We start from the raw sequence: 18,570 nt of genomic DNA, 5'->3' as shown, positions 1-18,570 counted from the left end.
GGAAACGGAACAGCACGGCGAGTCGTATCTCATCCGTTGGAACACGCGATGAAACGGCGTGGAAATCCGTAAGGCCGGTACCTGCCGGCGTGCGTAAGCGGTTAGTCTGGGAGCATGGGTGATTTAGGGAATGCAACGAATGCGATCGAAACGCTGATCAACGGGGAAACGGCGAGACCGTTGTTGATCGCCGGTATGCCCGGGGGCGGGAAAACCACGCTGTGCTATCGGTCGTTGCTGTCCGCGCTGCGCAGATTCGGTGACAACGGAGCCATCATGTGCGTTCCCAACCGTAATCTGGCCAGCAGCCTTTCCGACATGGCCATTCGCGAACTCGGAGCGCTCGCCCAGGCCAGACCTGTCACCACGTTATCGGCGGTCGCGTTCCGCATCATCGCGGCCAACCGGTCGTTCCGCAAACTGCCGATGCCCAAACTGCTCAATGGTGCCGAACAGGACGCGTTGCTGCGTCAGGTGCTGGCTGTGCACCTGCGGCATGCGGTCAGTGGTGATCTATGCGACACCTGTCATCTGCTCAGGTATTACTTCGCACAGGATGATTGGGCGAACGCCGTGGCCCCGACATTGAACGCCGGGACCGCTTCGAATGGCGGGAACATCGGCGCAGGTTCCACCGCCGCGATATTCGAAAACGGCATTTCCGCCTCATTCGTCAGCCAGCTGCGAGACATGCTTGCCCGCATGGATGAGCTTGGCGTGACACCGGAGCGCGAAGGCGATCTGCTGGAAGCTCCGCGGCATTTCCCGCAAGGCGATTGGCGAGATGAGGAACGCCTGACGGTGCAATGGCGTCTCGCATTCGCGCTGCGTGGCGAATACGCGCACGCTCTTGCCGACACTTATTCCGGCGAGTACCGTCTTGACGCCTCCAAACTGCTGGTCGAAGGCGCCGCGGTGCTGGAACGCCCGGATGGGTCCGACGACGGTCTGCTTGCCGATATGGTGCCCCGAATGCTGATTGTCGACGATTTTCAAGACACCACACTTGCCGGGCTGCGTTTTATCGAAACATTGCACAACCGGGGAACGGCCATTGTGCTTGCGGGCAATCCCGACGAATCCGTGCAGACCTTCCGCGGGTCCTACCCTGAATACCTGTTCGATCGTGCACAACACGGGGATCTGCAGTCTCGGCTTATCGAGCTGGAAAAGGATCGGCGAGACCGCGACGCGCCGGATTATCGCACGCTTGTGGCCACGCGCGTATCGCTGTCCATCACATCCCCCGAACGCAATGCACCGCCCATGGCGCAGCGTCCCGGCAAAATGCCGGTATGTCCAGGCGCTTGGCCGGTTTCCGCAGTGAAGCATACCGACGACTCGCTGCAAACCGCCATCTACCGCAGTGCACGCGAGGAGCTTGACGATGTGGTGTGGCGCATCAAACGCTCCCATCTCGACAGGGGAACCGAATGGAACGACATGGCCGTCATCGCCCACGACAATGCCACCGTGCGCCAATTCGGCGAACGACTTCGGCGCGACGGGGTACCGGTCCGGTATTCGTCGGTAACCCGACCGTTGAAATCCGAACCGTTTGTGCAGGGATTGTTCGCGTTGATCGAATTGGCCCAACTGCGCGAGCAGGGACTTGATGGTACCGATATGAGTCTGAAAAACATCGGCGCGTTCGCCCGTTCGCGTATCGCCGCGCTTATGGGCAGTGCGTTGGTCACCACTGGTGGCAAGCCTGGTGAGGGGGCGCCTGCGCGTATCGAACCGATCGAATCCGCCATGAGCTCATTGGAATCGTTGGCGGGGCTCGAAGGGGTGGCCGACGATCCCAACGGGCATGCGGTTGCAGACGAGCCCACCGACGAAACCGCAGGGCGCGCGGTCGACGGCAGCGAACTTGCGCGCATTGTGCGTGAATGGGAGGCTCTGAAGGAGTCCGAGCGGCGCAATGGTGCCGATATGACGATTCAGATTGCCGATGTGGCCGACGGCACAGGCGAAGAGCGGCCTGCGGCGTTCAGTGTGCTGTCGCAGTACGCCATGCTCGCTCTGGACGGGAAGGCGGCTCCATGCGCCGACATGCTGGGGGTGATCGGCAGCGTCGTAGGGGGCGGCCCGCATCTTAAGGCGTTCCAAAGGGTGTTCCGCCTGATCGACCGCGTGGCGGAGGGAATGCGGTCCCTGCCGTCGAAGGAACCTCAGTTCGTGCTGGCTTTGGCATGGGATGTTACCGGCGTGGCCGAGCACTGGCAGCGCATGGCATTGATGAACACGCCGGAGGGTCGTGCCGCCAACGACAGGCTGGACGCGGCCATGAGACTGTTCCAATATGCGCAGGGCGGCATGATCGGAACGGATATTGACGGGTTTATCGACCAGGTGCGTTCCATGGAGATCGAAGCGGATTCCCTGGCGAAGACCGGGCCGGTGGAACAGGCCGTGACATTGACCACGCCGGCCGGCGCTTCGGGCAGGCATTGGGCGTGCGTGTGGATTCCCGCGTTGCAACAGGATGTGTGGCCGAATCTTGCCGAACGCGCCACACTGTTCGGCGGCGAGGATCTTGCCGATGTCGTTCTTCATGGCGACGCCGCGGCGCAACCTTGCAGCAGCGGGCACGATGCGCGGTTGGAAACGGTTCTCGCCAGCGAGAAGAAAAGCTTTCTGGTGGCGATCACCCGCGGTGCCTTGGTGATGGTCAGCGCCGTGTTGAGCGACGATACGACGCCATCGGATTTCATGTACGGCTATTTGCCGGAGCATTGCCCACGTGACATCGATGCCGTGACATTCGCCACGGTGGGGGAATCCGGCGATAACGGTGAATTTGCCGGTCTGGATGCCGATCCGCGCGGACTGGTCGCCCAGGCGCGCGTCATGCTTGCCCGCTACCCGGAGCATTCGCCGCAGGCGTGCGATGCCAGGAAGACGCTCGCGCTGCTTGCCGAGCATGGCATCGATGTCGCCGATCCCGATTACTGGCCGTTCCTCGACGGCGCGGATAGCACCGAAAGGCGGGACGGCGCACAGAACACGGCGGATGCTGCGCGGAAGGCCGGCATCACATCGAGAAGCGTCGAGGAAACCTTGGACGACAACGGCAGCCCTGTCGTCACATTGTCCCCGTCCGCAGTGGACAACCTCTGGGCCTGCCCGGTGTGCTGGCTGCTGGAGAATCGTTTTGCAGGCCCGCGCATCGGTTCCGCCGCCACAAGCTTCGGCACGCTCATCCATGCCGTCGCGCAGAAGGGCAGCGCGGAGGGTCTTGACCTTCCGGGTGCCGTGGCGGGTTCGTCCGTCGAAGGCGCGGTCGATGCCGTCGCCCACAGGCTTGTCGACATCTACGACGCGATCAAACCGGATTTCAGCAGCATCGCCAAGGCCGCCGAACGGTATACCGCCATGCTCAAGGACGAACAGGCCGAAACGACCCTGCATAATCTGGCATCCTATTTCGTGGAAAGCAATGCAAGCAGCTACTTGAACAAGAACGAGGGGAAATTCGACATCGGCACGTTGGAAAGCGCCTCATGCGAGGAGGAGTTCTCCGCGCGCTTCGGGCTTGATGATATCTGCATGGCCTACAATGCATTGCCGGGCATGAGTCCTGTAGGCAGAACCGCATTGATGCAGCTTATGGGAATACTGGTCGGCGGATGGCCGGAGGGCATGCGTGAGGATCTGACGGTACGATTGTCCGGCCGAATCGACCGCAAGGAGATGCGGCGGCTACGCGATGGCAGCCAGACCATCCGTCTTATCGACTACAAAACAGGGCGGAAACGCCAGCTTGCGGAGATTTTCAATGATCTTCAGCTGGTCTGCTACCAGTTGGGGCTTATGTTCCCCGAGCATGGCAGGGCGGGGGAGCGGCCTCATATCGCGCAAAGCGGCCTGTTCTACGTGCAGGATGACGCCGCTCCGGCCTCCAGCTATTCACCGGAAAGCGCCTTCCAGCCGCCGTTGTTCCTCAACGGGGCGTTGAACGCCGAAGGATTCGTGGCGCGTGACCACTACCCGCGGTTGGACAAGTTCACGGATATTCCCCCATTGCCCGCGGGCAAGCCGAGTGCGCTGGATGCGGTGGACGACAATGCATGGCAGGGGTTCCTCTCATGGAACGGCACACAGGCCATGTGGTCGCTGACCATGATCGCACGCGTATTCTACGCGGCTGCGGCGAGCCGCTCGCATGTGATCGTCGCGCATCCCACAAGGCAGCATAAGGGGCATTGCCGTATGACGGATGTATGCCCTGCATGCGCGGGACAGGTCGATACCGTATTCGAAACGAGGCAGGCATGAGCACATTCACCGATAGTCCGGAACAAGCCAAAGTCATCAACGCTCCGGTCGGCAGCGACGTGCTTGTGGTCGCCGGTGCGGGATCAGGCAAAACCTACACCATGACGCGTCGCATCGTGTCGCTCATCGAGCATGGCGTGGCTCCCGAACGTATTCTCGGCCTCACCTTCACCCGTAAGGCAGCGGGCGAGCTGCTGTCCAGGGTCTCCGCGGCGGTGCTTGCCGATGACGAGCATGATCAGGATCGCATGTTCCTCAAACCTGCGGTGTTCACCTATGACGCGTTCTTCCAATCCATTGTGCGCCAGTACGGTCTGCTCGTGGGCTTCGACCAGAACACACAGCCGTTGAGCGAGGCCGGGGCGTTGCAGCTGGCGGCCAATACGGTCGAACGTCATATGGATATGCTGCAGGGCAAGGGACTCGGTTCATTCAGTCAGGTCACGGCGCATGTTCGCGCGCTAAGCGATGCCATTGCCAGTTCTATGATCGGCGGCGATGTCGCCGACATGCCTTCGGCCATAGCGAAAGTGCGCGCCTGGGATGACGCTTTCGTCAAGCAGGTGCGATCCGTCATCGAAGGCGAGGATATTCCCGAACAAGCGGTGAAACTCAAGCGTCAGAAGCGGTTGAAGAAAGACACGGACGAAAGCTGGGCGCAGAAGGTCGCCTCATATCAGCGTGACGCGCATGCGGCCTGCGTCTACACGTGCGCCTCGCTTGTGCAGACCGCCGAACAACGCAACGTGATGCTCGATCTGGTAGAGGCCTATGCCGCGGAGAAACGACGGCTGAATATGGCGGAATTCAGCGATTTCACCATCGCCGCATACCAGCTCGTCACTCGTTTCCCCTCCATCGGGGCCCGCTATCGCAAACGGTTCAGCCATGTGCTGCTCGACGAATACCAGGACACATCCACCACGCAGGCGGCGCTTATCGCCACCCTGTTCCGAGGCGAAGGCACCGCTGTGAGCGCGGTGGGCGACCCCTTCCAATCGATCTATGCCTGGCGAGGAGCAAGCCCCGGCGCTTTCCGCATGTTCCAACGCGATTTTCATCTGCCACCCGAACGCAAGCCGTATTCCCTAAGCGTTACCCGGCGCAATGCGAAGCTGGTACTGGAAGCCGCGAACAATCTCACCATGCCGTTGCGTGGCACGCCAAGCCGTCCTAGCAGTTCGCCGATGCGGGAAGTGGACGTGAACGAGCTCGCCCCCTTAGACAATGCCCCATCCGGCACGGTTGGCGTGCTCGGCTACGAGACCTTGGGGCAGGAGATCGACGGTGTGGTGCGATTCTGCCATGAAGCCATCGCGCGCAACACCCATGCCGGCCAGAGTGGCGAACATAAGGGAAGCGTTGCGGTGCTGTTCCGTTCGAAGGCAAAAATGCCGTTGTTCCAGCAGGCGCTGGAACAGTCCGGTCTGAGCGCTGTGGCGGTCGGATATTCCGCAATGCTCGAACGCCCCGAAGTGCGCGATATTCTCTCGCTGCTGCGCGTAGCCTGCGACCATAGCGACAGCGCCTCGCTGATGCGGCTGCTCGCCACCCCACGCTTCGGACTGGGAGCCACGGCCCTGGCCGCTCTTGCCGGTATTGCCAATACGCTGAATCTTGAATCCCAATATCGAGCCCTGGTCATGGCCGGTCTGGTCCCGGCGGACGCGCCGCGCGGGCAATGGGACGCTCTGGTCCGAGAACATCGCGATAGCGTGATCAACAGCGTGTTCGTAGCCGATCTGCTGCTGCGCGACGATCTGCCGGAACAGTTGGAACGCTGCTCCCGCATCGACGAACACGATGCTCGGACGATCATCCGCGCCGGCGCCGTGCTGCGCACGGTGTGCGACGCGATCGGCAGGCCCTTGTCGGATGTGGTGCGTACCGCGACGCAGGCGCTGGAACTGGACGTGGATGCCGTGGTCGCGCAGGCGTTGCATGGCGACGGCACGGTAAACCCCACTGTCGCCCGAATCCCCGTGGAGGCCATCATCGATCTGGTGGACACGTACCTATCGGAGATCGCGGCCGGTCAGGCGCCGACATTGCGCGGATTCATGGCGTGGACGGATACGCTGCGAACCATCGAAGACGAGACGTCCACCCTGAACGCCGATAGCGGTGCCGATGTCGAACTCATGACGATCCACCAGTCCAAAGGGCTTGAATGGGATGCGGTCGCGGTGGTGGAACTCGGCGAAGGCGTGTTCCCCAGCAAGCAAGGCGATTCGCTTGCCGTCAAGGTCGACGAACGCCATCCGGGCGGGTGGCACGACGGCGTGTGGGAAGCTCCGGAATACTGCGAGACCGCCACGTCATGGCTGACGACAATCGACGCGGTCCCCGTGCCGGTGCGCGCCGATGCCGGCATTCTGCCACGATTCCCGCATGATGCGCCCGGCGAAGCGGATCCCATCGAGTCCTTGGAACTGCTGGACGCGGCGGAAACCATCGATGACGAAGTGTTTGGCACACTGCGTGCCTTCGATGATGAGATCGGAGCCATGGATCCGGATTCCCTGTACCTTACACAGGTCGAGGAATACGGGCGCCGCTACCATTGCGATGAACGACGACTCGCCTACGTGGCGCTCACCCGAGCTCGCAGGGATCTGCTGCTCACCTATTGCCAGACTGGAGAGGAAGGGCGCGACCCGCGCGTATTGGGCGCCAAAACGCGAAAATCCAAGCCGTCGGTGTTCTGGCAGGAAGTGCATGACTCGTTGCGCATCCATAACGATATCGCGACAACTCCATCGAACCTGCCGGAAGGGGCCGATGAGCAGATCGCCTTGCCGGAAGGGTACTTTGTGGGCGATCACGCCCGCGAATACGAGGATATGGTCGTTGGCGCGGCCTGGCTGGAAGAACCCGAAACGCACGATGCCCAAACCAGTCTTCCCTGGCCGGCGCGTCTCAGCCGGGAAGTGGGCGACTCGCTGCTGCAAAGCGCAAAACAGGTGCGGCAGGCCATGACCGGAGCTGATGCAGACGACGCCGCATCCAATGCCACATCGGATGTGGATTGCCATAATCCTGAAAACAATGGGCAAAGCCTATACGACAAGGCCCGCATGTTGGTAGCGGACGAGGATCTGATGACCGGCATGCTGGACGGTGACGCCCTGGATGCGGCGGTCAGACGGAAAGCCCAACGCGTCATGGCCGCTTCCAGGCAGAGCGTAACCGGATTGCAGGCGCTCGCCGGCGGGTTGAGCGGTCGGGATGAGACACGGTTCTGGCGTGGCATTATCCGCCCGATACCATCCGTGGCGTCCCCCGCGGCCTCGGCCGGCACGAGATTCCATGCCTGGGCGGAGCGTTTCATGAACGCCATGCACCCAGAGGAAAGCGGAGAATCCAGAAGTGGCATGCTGCAGGAGCTGGATAAAGCCGTACAAGCCTGCCAGAGCGGCGACGCGGATTCGTCCGTGCTGGAATGGGAGCGTCGCCTTGCCTCGTCGGCTTGGGCGCAACGCGTGCCGGTCTGGGCGGAACGCCAGATCGTCGTATCCATAGGCGATCTGAACGGTCAGGTGGTTAACGGCAAGCTGGACGCCGTGTTCTTTGGCGGGCTTGACCCGCAGGATCGGACGAAACGGTTCACCATCGTCGATTGGAAGACGGGGCATCGCCCGACCAGTAGTGAAGACACCGCCCGCAAACTCCTCCAACTCGACATGTACCGTCTGCTGCTCGCCGAAATCGAGAACGTACCGTTGGAAGCCATCGATGCCACGCTGTATTACGTGAGCGAAGCCGACGAGTCGTTACGCGAGTTGCATGCTGAAATGAAGCCTCGCAACGCCATCATCGCCGAATTGGGGGCAGGTGTTCCGCAAGCGTCGGACGATGACTAGCCCGGGATGCCGAACGGTTCGGAATGCCGATGATCCTGCTGTCGGGAGAACACATGACAGCATGGCTGTGGGCGGCGATCGCCGTTGCGATTGCCGCCCACAGCCATTGGCGTTCTATTCGAACGGGTACTTCAACCCCCAACGCCCGCGGATCTCATCCATAAGCTCCATAATGCGCAGCGTATCGGCGTGAGGCATTTCCGGGCATTCCGTCCGGCCGTCAAGAATCGCGTTGGCCGCAGCCGCAACCTCATACTCGTACCCGGTGAGCTGTTCGGGCACCGCGATGCTATGGCGAAGGGAATGATCCGTGTTGTACACGTCGATGCGTTCCGGATTGTTGATATTCGTCACCACCGCATACCCGTTATCGCCGCAGATCACGCCGGAACGGTCCGACGCCACGGCTCTGGAACTGGTCGCGGTTGCCAACAGGCCATCGTCATAGGTCAATACCGTGGTATTCGTGGCATCCACGCCGGTGCTGTACGGCACCATCGTGGTAACGATGTCGGCAATGGAACGTCCATGGTCGGCACCCACCGCCATGTCGATGAAATTCAATGTGTACACGCCCACATCGAGCAGTGCGCCTCCGGCGAGATCCGGATTCGTGATACGGTCACGCCCATGCAGCTCATAGCTGAGTTCCGCGCGTACCGATCGTATGGTGCCCAATTCGCCGCTATGCACCAGTTCGTTGATAAGATCACGACTCGGCTGGTAGCGTGTCCAAATCGCCTCCGTGGCAAGCAGTCCGGTCTCCTCCGCCACATTGAGCAGTGCCCGAGCCTGCGCAGCATTGGCAGTGAACGCCTTCTCCACCAGCACGTTCCTGCCGGCCTTAAGACACATGATCGCCTGTTCGGCATGGAAATTGTGCGGCGTGGCGATATACACCAGGTCGACATTGTCGTCCGCGGCCATATCCGCATAGGATCCATACGCCGTATCGAATCCGTATTTCGCGGCGAATGCCTCGGCTCGCCCCTTGTCGCGCGCCGCCACGGCATACGGGTGGATCCAGCTGGAATACCGGCTGTCTTCCGCCATCTTCACCAGCGTTGTGGCCATGGTGTTGGCAATCGAACCTGCGCCCAGAATGGCGACATTCACTTTTCTGCCGGTGCGTTCCGCCTCGTCACGTCTGCCGTTGAGCATACTCATGGTGTTCCTCCTATACGAATGGATGCCGATGCTCTGCTTATTGTATGAGGATTCGCCGATGCATGGCTACCTGTGTGTGCTGCGATCCGCCGTGCCATCATCACGTATTCACACGTATTGCGGTTGCGTTCGCTTCGTCATGCGGATAGTCATGCGGATAGTCTGCGGATACCGGCGGCCCGGAGCGGCAAGCGGCATGGACAAGCGGGGCTCGGTGTCGCATGGTGTGAATACAAGGTGTCGCATGGTGTGGATACAACGGGACTATGAGTGAAGCAATGCAGCCTGTTATGTCCCGTCGTGCCCGTGAGGTGCAACCCTTCCGCGCCATGGTGTTCGGCGAACAAGCCGATCGAATGATCGCCAACGGCATCGATGTCGTCAAACTCAGCCTGGGCGAACCTGATTTCGGCGCGCCACCAGCCGTTCGAGACGCCATGCGCGAACAATATGACGGTCGCGCCCTGCCATACACCGCGGCCATGGGATTACCGGAACTACGCCAGGCCATCGCGGATTTCTACCGTGAACGTCACGGTCTGACCATCGACCCCAAGCGCATCGTCATCACCTCAGGCGGCTCGGCGGCACTGTTGCTCGCCACCGCCCTCACCGTCGATTCCGGCGATGAGGTGCTTATCGCCGACCCCTCATACCCCTGCAATCGCGAGCTGGTGAAAAGCTTCGAGGGAACCGTGGTGGACGTGCCCACCAGCGCCGCCACCCGCTTCCACCTCACCCCGGAACTCGTCGCCCAATACCATACCGACCGCACCAAGGCGGTTATGATCACCTCGCCGTCCAATCCCACCGGCACCACCATCGACTTCGATGTGCTCAAGGGCGTGTGCGAGTATGCGCGCGAGCATGGCATGTGGCGCATCGTGGACGAAACCTACCTTGATCTGGCCGATCGCGAACCGGATGGCAGCGAAGTCAAATCCGTGCTCGAATGCGACGACGAGGCGATCGTGTGCAACAGCTTCTCCAAGTTCTTCGGCATGACCGGATGGCGTCTCGGCTGGGCCGTCATGCCCGATGACGATGACGTGCTCGAAGCCGTGGACGACCTGGCCACCAACTACTACCTGTGCGCACACACCCCCACGCAGCACGCTGCGCTCGCCTGCTTCACCCAGGACAGTCTGGATGAATGCGAGCGCCGCCGCCAGGAGCTGCTGACCCGTCGGCGCATTGTGGTCGACGGGCTCAAGCGCATCGGACTGCCGGTGGAGGTGGAGCCGAATGGTGCGTTCTATGCGTATTTCAACATCACGTCCACTGGTTTGGATGCGTGGACGTTCTGCGAGCGCGCGTTGGCCGAGGCGCATGTGGCGTTGACGCCGGGGCGTGATTTCGGTGCCGCGACGGCTGACACGCATGTGCGGTTGAGTTATGCCGCTTCCCAGGAGGCGTTGAGGGAGGGGCTTGATCGTTTGGGGCGCTGGCTGCCTACGCTGTGAGCCGGTTGCGAGCCGGTTGTGATTCGGTTATGAGGGTGTGGCGCGTGGTTTGTTCCGTGCGTCGCACCCTGTCTCGTTCTTGGGGATGAGCCTTGTGGGGCGAATCGTTCCGTTGACTGATGATGGTCGCTGGTGATTCTCGGTACTGTTCACATCAATACGTCGGTAACGACGGTGATGGTGGGGCGTCTGATGGCGTTCCTGTGAGCGAACCGAGGAATGATGAAGAAGGCGTTTTCCGCGTTGGCGATTGCGTTGGCGATTATGGCGGGCGTGGTGTTCGCCGGGTATCAGTGGACGAAGTACCAGTATGGTGGCGAGACCTATTATGCTTTGGTGGGCGAGTCTTGGGCTGGCGAGGGGCGGAACCGTGTGGTTGTGCAACGGCGTGGCGGCAAATGGGTGGAGCCTGTCGTGAAGTCTGCGGCGGGGCGTGTTGCGCATGTGCGTGATCTGGTTGTCTACGATGGTGAGGGGCGGCGGAAGGTGTGCAGGCTGCCGTTGCATGCCAAAGTCGGTAAGGCTTTGCGGCAGGGTGGTTATGTTTCCGTGGTGCAGTGCCGTCGTGGTTTGATTTGGAAATGCGTTGATAGGAGCGCTGTTCCGTATAAGGCGTTGGAGAGGATCGACGCCTGAATCGATTCGCCGTGTGATTTGGCCGTGCAGCCGTTTGCGTAGTCGTCTGTGCTGTCCGTTCGCACGCGTGCGGTTGCCTGCCATGGATAAGCTGAATGCGGACGCCCGCCGATAGCGGTCGACGGCAGCCAGAGGCGATCATGCGAACAGGCGTGCGATGGGCCGTTGTTACGGTCGGCCCATCGCACGCCTGTGCTGCTATCTACTCGGCTTTGCCGAGTCCGGTGGAGCTGCTCACTTCGTGTCGAACTTCTGCGCTTCGGGCACGGATCCCAGCGATTCCTCGTTGTTGGCCCATTCGGTGCTCCAGCCGTCCACGAACGCGGACTTGACCTTGTCCCATGTGCCGGTGCCTTGCGCGTATTCGACCAGTGCGGCGGCAATGTCGTCCTGCCACTGCTGGTCCGGAATCGTGAAGCTGCGGACCTCGGTCTTGCCGGCGTCGGTGTAGGCGCGGGCGGCTGCGGTCAGCGGGTTGTTCGGTTGGAACTTGTCGGTGAAGGTGGTGAACGGCACGGAGAAGCCCATGTCCTGGGAGAGGATCTTCTTGGCGGAATCGTCGGTCACCATCCACTTGATGAAGTCGAGCGTGGCCTTCTTGTCCTTTTCGGAGGCGTTTTTGTTCACCGCCCAGCTGGCGTCGTACACGCCTGCGGGTCCACTGTTCTCCTCGCCCTTGATGCCCATGTAGTAGGGCAGCATGCCCAGGTCGTCGTCGGCCACCTCGTTGTTCTTGATCTGGGAGTATGCCCATACGCCGTTCGGGTAGAAGGCCACCTTGCCCAGGGCGAACTCGGAGGTGACATCGTCGTAGGTCTTGGAGCTGATCAGGCCGGATTCGGTCGGGCTGTTCTTCAGTTCAAGGTCGAACAGATCCTTGTATTGGGCGAGATGCGTGCCTTTGATGGTCTTGGAGAACGTGGTGTTCATGTCCTTGTATTCGTAGTACAGCGGAATACGCCCCATATGCGCGGTGAACCGGTAGGTATCGGACGAGTCGAGGCCGGGCGTGGCGAAGGCGCCTTCAAGGCCGAGATCGTCCTTGTGCTGCTGGATGGATTGGGCGACGGCCTTGAGTGTCTTGTAGTCCTTGATGTCGTCGGCGCTCTTGATCACCGCATAATCCTTGGCGCAGTAATCCTTGATGATCTTCTTGTTGTAGATGATGCCGTACCATTCGGCGGCGTACGGCAGCGTGTAGGACTTGCCGTCGATGGTGTAGGAGTAGGCCTTGCCTTCGTCGTTGAGCATCTTGAACACTTCGGTGTCCTGCAACGGTTCGATATGCTTCTGATACTTGGCGAACTGGTCGAAGCCGGACACGTTGAACATGGTCGGCGCGTTGGATTTGGCCAGTTCGGAGGTCATGGTCGCATCGTAGGTGCCGGCGGCGCCGGTCTGCACGTCGACCTTCACGCCGGTTTTCTTGGTGTACATGGAGGCGAGCTCCTTGTACTGGTCCACCACTTCGGCCTTGTTGTTCATAAGGTACACGTGGCCTTTGTCGGAGTCGGCGCTGGTGCCGCCGCATCCGGCGAGCGAGAATCCCATGGCGAGGGACGCCGCCACTGCGACGATCCTGGTGGCATTGCGGTTCATGATGTTCTCCTTTTTCCTTGTTGGCTGAAGACAGTCGTTGTCTGTGTGGGGGAGAGGCCGGGCGTGCGTCATTGCAATGCCCGAACCTCGGGTTCCCTCCGTGTGTGGGGTGTGTGTCGCCCTGCGCCGGAGGGAGCGCAGGGCGGGGAGTGACGATCAGTTCAGCGACATCCAGACGGTGGTGTCTTGCGGCAGGAGTCCGTCGTCGGTGAGCGGGCCTGATGCCAGCAGAATCGTGCCTTCTGGCAGGTCCGCCGGCGACATGCTGAAGTTGGTGATGGAAGCCCAGCCGTTGGAACGACGGTAGGCGATCACGCCGCCACGCTGGCCATCCGCGCCGTCCGGCAGGTCGGATGAACGATCCTCGTCAAGCCAGGTCAGCGACGTGTCGGTGGGCATCATCGTGTGACGCAGCTGCAGGGCCTTGCGATACAGGTTGAGCATGGATGCCGGATCGGAGTCCTCCTTGTCGGCGGCGTAGTCGGCGAACCATGCGGGTTGCGGCAGGTGTGGTTTTTCGGCTGGCTGGCCGGCTTCGCTGGCCGTCACGCCGGCTCCCGCGACCTTGGCCGCTGGGGAGAATCCGAAGGTCCCGCCGTCTGCGCTGGTGTCCGCAGCCACCCAGGGCAGCGGCACGCGGCAGCCGTCACGACCCTTCTCCGACTGGTTGCGCACACGGTGGAACGCGGTCGGGTCCTCGAGTTGATCCCACGGAATGTCGGCCACTTCGGGGAGTCCGAGTTCCTCGCCCTGATACACGTATGCGGATCCGGGCAGCGCAAGCTCCATCAGGATGGCGGCGCGAGCGCGACGAGAACCCTTCTCCCGATCCTCGGTGTAACTCGTGCCGTCACGTAGCAGCCAGTCCTTGGCAAGCTGATGGTGCGACGACGAGGGCACCTGCGGCAGGCCGTAACGGGATGCATGACGGGGAACGTCATGGTTGCTCATCACCCAGGTCGAGGTGGAGCCGGAGCGTTCGGCCGCGGCCAGGCCCTCCTCAATGGCGGTGTGGAAGCTGTCCCGGATCCAATCCATCTTGGCGAACTCGAAGTTGAACACCTGGCCCAGCTCGTCCGTCGAGGCGTACAGGTACTGGCGGGACGGGTGCACCCACGCTTCGGCCACGGCGAATGCGGGCGGGTTGTACTCGTTGAACACCTTGCGCCATTCGCGGTAGATGTCGTGCACCTCGTTGCGGTCGTACAGCGGGTGGGTGCCGTCAGTGGCGGACATGTCATCGCCGATGATCGTGAAATCGTCGAGGTCGTCGCGCTCGAGGTCCTTGGCCAGGCCGTGCGCCACGTCCACGCGGAAGCCGTCGGCGCCATGGTCGAGCCAGAAGCGCAATGTCCTGATGAAGTCGGCGCGCACCTCGGGGTTCTTCCAGTTCCAGTCCGGCTGTTCCTTGGTGAACATGTGCAGGTACCACTGGCCGTCGGGCACACGGGTCCAGGCGGGGCCGCCGAAGCTGGCGATCCAGTCGGTCGGCGGCTGGTCGCCGTTGGGGCCTTTGCCGTCGCGGAAGATGTAGCGGTCGCGTTCGGGGGAGCCCGGGCCGCCTGCCACTGCCGCCTTGAACCATTCGTGCTGGTTGGAGGAATGGTTGGGCACGATGTCGACGACGATTCTGATGCCGGCCGCGTGCGCGGTTTGGGCGAGCTCATCGAAGTCGGCCATGGTGCCGAGCTTGGGGTCCACGTTGCGGTAGTCGTCCACGTCATAGCCGCCGTCGGCAAGCTGGGAGGGGTAGAAGGGGCTCAGCCAGATGGCATCCACGCCCAGTTCCTTGAGATAGGGAATCTTTGCGGTCACGCCGGCGATGTCGCCCAGGCCGGAACCTGTGGTGTCCTTGAAAGAACGTGGGTAGACCTGGTAGACCACGGCCTGCTTCCACCAGAGTGACGGGTCTGTTGCGGCGGTATTCGTATCGATGCTGGTCATTGTCGGCTCCTTCCTCGTTGACGGTGCATGCTGCGATGCGCGTGACGATGACGTTGTGACAACGCTTACACCACGTCTGCCTGAAAATACGGGGGTTGCTGTGGGAAGTTCCGTTGTCGTGCTGTATTTTGTTGGTACTATGAATGATAGCGCTTACATTTTTTGTATGCAATACAGTACGTATATGGCGTGTTTCCCAATGAAATCAAGGGTTTCATTATCATGGAAGCGATGAACAATGGTAGGAGGTGACGGTATGGCACGAGCCACGATCGCGGATGTGGCCAAACTGGCAGGAGTATCGCAGGCGACGGTGTCCCGCGCTTTGCGCGGCGTGGACAAGGTCGCGCCAGCCACACGCAGGAAGGTCGAGGAGGCCGCAGACCGGCTGAGCTTCACGCTGTTGAAAAGCGCTTCCGCATTGGCCTCCGGCAAGACCATGCGCATCATCCTGCTCTGCTCGGGCGGGCTCAACGAATGGTTCAACGCCAATGTGCTGCAGGGCGCGTACGAGGTGCTGTCGCCGGAGGGCTATGACATCTGCCCGTCGTTCATCCGCGGCAGGGATGAGATGAACCGGTATTTCGCCCAGCTTCCCAAGGACCGCAATGCCGACGCCATCATCATCGCGTCGTTCCAGCTGGACGAGACCCAGCGCGAGCAGCTCAGATCCATCGACATGCCTGTGATCGGCGTGAACATTCCCGCCGAGTCCTCGTGCGACGCGTCGGTGTGCATCGACAACTTCAGCGGCATGGCCAAGGGCGTATGCCTGCTGAAATCGCTTGGACATGAGCACATCGCCTTTGCCGGCGACTATATTCCCGGGAATATGGTGTATTCCGCAAGCCAGCGCGTGGAGGGCTTCCTCGAAGCGGCCGAACGGAACGGGTACGGTGAGGACGATGCCTCGATCGTGATGTGCAGTGAGCATTCGGCATCGTATGGCAAGCCGCAGCTCGCCGCCGAGCTGGTCGCCAAGATACTGTCGTCGCCGAACCGCCCGACCGCGGTGTGCGCGGAGACCGACCAGATGGCGATTGCCCTGATCAAGGAGCTGAAACGGCAGCATCTGCGCGTGCCGGATGACATTTCGGTGATTGGCTTCGACGACGCGGACATCGCCGAGGTGGCGGATCTGACGACCATCCGTCAGGACCCGCTTGAGCTAGGTCGCGTCGCCGCATATAAGACGTTGCAGCTGTTGAAAGGCGAAAGCCCGGCCGAACCGCACGAATCGCAGGAACCGATGCTGGTGTTGCGGGATACCACGAGCCGTGTGCCGTTGTCCGAAGCCTGACGGTGCGCCTTGCGCATTATGCCGTGTCAGGGGGTGGCCGTGCCGATGGTTGCATCAATGCGAATACGGCGGTACGGCAGATATGAAAAAGTGCCCCAGATAGGAATCGAACCTACGACACCTTCTTTAGGAGAGAAGTGCTCTATCCACTGAGCTACTGGGGCAACAGCGTTTACATTGTACACGCTTCGGAGCGAAGTCAATGCCGCGTCGTGTCTTTTCTGTTGCCGAATGAGCGCAACCGCGGCTTGGCGGTTGTGCTCAGGGCGTAATCTCGTGCACATTGCTGGCAGGAAGGCGAGCGTGGGTGGTGCTCGGCATTCGGCGCGGGTAAAGTGACGGTGCAGTAGGCGGCCGTTGCGGGATGAATCGCTGGCCGGAGCGGAAAGGGAAGCATGGTTTCCTCTCAAGGTAAGCGGAAGAACGACGGTCGGCCGGCGAATGCGAAAGCGGCGAATGCGAAGGTCAAAACGGTGAGGCATAAACACAGGCTGGCTGGTGCCCTAAGCGGCGTGCTGACGGTTGCGGTGCTGGCGGAAATCGTGATGCGTCTGCTTCCCGCCGATCTGCAGGCGTTGCCGTATGTGCCGCTGGTACTGTTCTTTGTGCCGTGGTTCATAGGCGTGGCCGCGGTGGCGCTGGGGCTTGCGGTTCTCTCACGTCGTATGGTGGTGGCGCTGCTCGCCCTTGCCTGCCTTGTGGTGAACTGCTGGTGGCAGTACCCGTTCTTTGCGCCGTCGCGTCCGGTGTCGGTGGCCGCCACATCCGCTGTTGCGCATTCCATTGCGGATACCGACGATCAGTATGCGCGTGTGATGACATTGAACGTGTATAAGGGCGAGGCGGATGCGCAGGCGATTGTCGATCTGGTGCGTAACGAGCGCGTCGAGGTGCTGGCGTTGCAGGAGACGACGAGCGAGTTCATCGAAAAACTGAAGAACGCTCATATCGAAACGTACCTGCCGTATTCACAGGTTTCCACGATGGACGGGGCATACGGCAACGGGTTGTGGTCGGCGACCCCATTGGCCGATCCCGTCGATGACGCGGTGAATTCCAGCGCATCGTTCATGCCCGGCGGCACGGTGGCGTTTGTCGGAGGGCAGAAGCAGGTGCGGTTCGTGTCCGTGCACACCACCTCACCGTGGCAGGGGGATTGGCGGCAATGGAAGCGCTCCCTGGACGAACTCGGACTGAAACGTGCCGACGAGGGCACGCGATACGTGTTCATGGGTGATTTCAATGCGACGATGGATCATGCGTCGATGCGTGAGTTTTTGGGCACGCGGTTCCATGACGCCGCCTACGGGTCGGGGCATGGGTTCGCGTTCACCGCTCCGGCGAATCTGTTTGCGGTGCCGACGCTGACCGCTGCCGATCATGTGGTGGTCGATAGCGATATGACGGCCGGTCAGGTGCAGGCGAAACGGGTCAGCGGTTCCGATCATGCCGCCCTGCTTGCCACCATCGATGTGGGTCGCTGATCGGTCGTGGCTCTTTTCGGCCTCTGTCCGCATACGGCTACGCTGACCCTGTCCCTTGTGTGACGATTTCCGTTCGGCCTGCGCATTGAGCTACGCCAATGGCTCTTGTGCGTTGCTGTTTGTGCACATCGTCCGTATTTCGCCACGCTGGATGACTCCTCGGTGTAGTCGGATCCCATATGCCACCCGTATTTGGCTACGCAAATCCGCACAAGAAGAGAAGCAGGGGGCTTCCATATGACATGTGAGACCGTAGGCTTGGCTGCTGAGCCGTGAAGTCTGTGCAGCGGTGCCTTGAGTACGTCGAACATGCCGCGAGTGCAGGGAAGCAGGGGCTTCCGTATGATGCGTGAGACCGTAGGCTTGGCCGAACGGCCTTGAGTGTGTCGAACGCATCATGCGGAAGTCCCGCCATATCGCCTGCGTCGGGCGAGCTGATTACACAAGCTCAGTCATATTAGGTTGCACAAGCGAAAATACGCCGTTCAGTCCAGGTTCGACTGCGTGCCCGCGGTGTCGGCTGTGGCAGCCTGGGCGTTCTGCGCCGCGTCGAGCTTGGCGCGTACCTCATTGAGCAGTGTCTGTGCGCGCTGGGCCAGTGCCTCGCCGACCTCCCATTGGCGCATGGACTGGTCGAGGTTCAATCCTCCTGCCTCCAGCGCCTGCACGGCTTCGATAAGCTTGTCTCGCGCCTCTTCGTAGGGCATCTGCGCGATGGCCTTGCGCTCGTCGTTGGTGAGTGTGGATGCTGCGGTGTTCTGGTCTGCCATGGTTTCGTTCCTTTATGGTTGCGTCGGCTGTGCCGGGTGTTTGTGTTGTGTCTGTTACGGAGG

The 18,570-nt window shown here is 61.2% G+C and carries 10 protein-coding genes and 1 tRNA gene; 6 read left to right on the top strand and 5 right to left on the bottom strand.

Features of this window, described 5'->3' with window-relative positions:
• Window positions 1–114: 114 nt before the first annotated feature.
• The gene (locus tag BBAG_RS06230; RefSeq protein WP_070099558.1) at window positions 115–4,281 is read left to right on the top strand and encodes a PD-(D/E)XK nuclease family protein; all 4,167 of its coding nucleotides are present in this window, start codon (window positions 115–117) and stop codon (window positions 4,279–4,281) included.
• The gene (locus BBAG_RS06225) at window positions 4,278–8,144 is read left to right on the top strand and encodes an ATP-dependent DNA helicase (protein WP_003827077.1); all 3,867 of its coding nucleotides are present in this window, start codon (window positions 4,278–4,280) and stop codon (window positions 8,142–8,144) included. Before BBAG_RS06230 ends, BBAG_RS06225 begins: the two co-directional genes overlap by 4 nt.
• A 114-nt stretch (window positions 8,145–8,258) precedes the next feature.
• Here the strand turns inward: BBAG_RS06225 and BBAG_RS06220 are convergent, their stop codons facing one another.
• Complete coding sequence (locus BBAG_RS06220; protein WP_003827076.1) at window positions 8,259–9,311, bottom strand: Gfo/Idh/MocA family protein; 1,053 nt, start codon at window positions 9,309–9,311, stop codon at window positions 8,259–8,261.
• A 290-nt stretch (window positions 9,312–9,601) separates the two neighbouring features.
• On the opposite strand from BBAG_RS06220, the gene BBAG_RS06215 reads away from it, so the two are divergent.
• Both BBAG_RS06215 and BBAG_RS06210 read left to right on the top strand, forming a co-directional pair.
• Complete coding sequence (locus BBAG_RS06215) at window positions 9,602–10,774, top strand: pyridoxal phosphate-dependent aminotransferase (RefSeq protein ID WP_193352293.1); 1,173 nt, start codon at window positions 9,602–9,604, stop codon at window positions 10,772–10,774.
• Between the two features lie 222 nt (window positions 10,775–10,996).
• Window positions 10,997–11,410: a hypothetical protein gene (locus BBAG_RS06210; protein ID WP_033509071.1), complete on the top strand. Its 414-nt coding sequence runs from the start codon at window positions 10,997–10,999 to the stop codon at window positions 11,408–11,410.
• 234 nt (window positions 11,411–11,644) lie between these two features.
• Here the strand turns inward: BBAG_RS06210 and BBAG_RS06205 are convergent, their stop codons facing one another.
• Window positions 11,645–13,009, bottom strand: a complete 1,365-nt coding sequence (locus tag BBAG_RS06205; protein ID WP_033509069.1) for an ABC transporter substrate-binding protein — start codon at window positions 13,007–13,009, stop codon at window positions 11,645–11,647.
• A gap of 156 nt (window positions 13,010–13,165) precedes the next feature.
• The gene (locus BBAG_RS06200; protein WP_003827071.1) at window positions 13,166–14,953 is read right to left on the bottom strand and encodes a glycoside hydrolase family 13 protein; all 1,788 of its coding nucleotides are present in this window, start codon (window positions 14,951–14,953) and stop codon (window positions 13,166–13,168) included.
• A gap of 256 nt (window positions 14,954–15,209) precedes the next feature.
• On the opposite strand from BBAG_RS06200, the gene BBAG_RS06195 reads away from it, so the two are divergent.
• A complete protein-coding gene (locus BBAG_RS06195; RefSeq protein WP_033509089.1) occupies window positions 15,210–16,253 on the top strand; it encodes a LacI family DNA-binding transcriptional regulator in 1,044 nt (347 codons plus the stop codon).
• A gap of 91 nt (window positions 16,254–16,344) precedes the next feature.
• Here BBAG_RS06195 and BBAG_RS06190 read toward each other — a convergent pair.
• A tRNA-Arg gene (locus BBAG_RS06190) sits at window positions 16,345–16,417 on the bottom strand.
• 231 nt (window positions 16,418–16,648) lie between these two features.
• Here BBAG_RS06190 and BBAG_RS06185 point away from each other — a divergent pair.
• The gene (locus BBAG_RS06185; protein WP_003827069.1) at window positions 16,649–17,737 is read left to right on the top strand and encodes an endonuclease/exonuclease/phosphatase family protein; all 1,089 of its coding nucleotides are present in this window, start codon (window positions 16,649–16,651) and stop codon (window positions 17,735–17,737) included.
• A 485-nt stretch (window positions 17,738–18,222) separates the two neighbouring features.
• Here the strand turns inward: BBAG_RS06185 and BBAG_RS06180 are convergent, their stop codons facing one another.
• Window positions 18,223–18,507 (bottom strand): exodeoxyribonuclease VII small subunit, encoded by a 285-nt coding sequence (locus BBAG_RS06180; RefSeq protein WP_003827068.1) that lies wholly within the window; start codon window positions 18,505–18,507, stop codon window positions 18,223–18,225.
• Between the last annotated feature and the right edge of the window lie 63 nt (window positions 18,508–18,570).

It is taken from the genome of Bifidobacterium angulatum DSM 20098 = JCM 7096 (assembly GCF_001025155.1).
Lineage (GTDB): Bacteria > Actinomycetota > Actinomycetes > Actinomycetales > Bifidobacteriaceae > Bifidobacterium > Bifidobacterium angulatum.
Note: the sequence above shows the minus strand (reverse complement) of the source record. Positions and strands in the feature narration are given on the sequence as shown.

Coding starts and splice junctions, on each gene's coding strand:
- BBAG_RS06230 (WP_070099558.1), top strand. CDS start 115: ATGGGTGATTTAGGGAATGCAACGAATGCGATCGAAACGCTGATCAAC.
- BBAG_RS06225 (WP_003827077.1), top strand. CDS start 4,278: ATGAGCACATTCACCGATAGTCCGGAACAAGCCAAAGTCATCAACGCT.
- BBAG_RS06220 (WP_003827076.1), bottom strand. CDS start 9,311: ATGAGTATGCTCAACGGCAGACGTGACGAGGCGGAACGCACCGGCAGA.
- BBAG_RS06215 (WP_193352293.1), top strand. CDS start 9,602: ATGTCCCGTCGTGCCCGTGAGGTGCAACCCTTCCGCGCCATGGTGTTC.
- BBAG_RS06210 (WP_033509071.1), top strand. CDS start 10,997: ATGAAGAAGGCGTTTTCCGCGTTGGCGATTGCGTTGGCGATTATGGCG.
- BBAG_RS06205 (WP_033509069.1), bottom strand. CDS start 13,009: ATGAACCGCAATGCCACCAGGATCGTCGCAGTGGCGGCGTCCCTCGCC.
- BBAG_RS06200 (WP_003827071.1), bottom strand. CDS start 14,953: ATGACCAGCATCGATACGAATACCGCCGCAACAGACCCGTCACTCTGG.
- BBAG_RS06195 (WP_033509089.1), top strand. CDS start 15,210: ATGGCACGAGCCACGATCGCGGATGTGGCCAAACTGGCAGGAGTATCG.
- BBAG_RS06185 (WP_003827069.1), top strand. CDS start 16,649: ATGGTTTCCTCTCAAGGTAAGCGGAAGAACGACGGTCGGCCGGCGAAT.
- BBAG_RS06180 (WP_003827068.1), bottom strand. CDS start 18,507: ATGGCAGACCAGAACACCGCAGCATCCACACTCACCAACGACGAGCGC.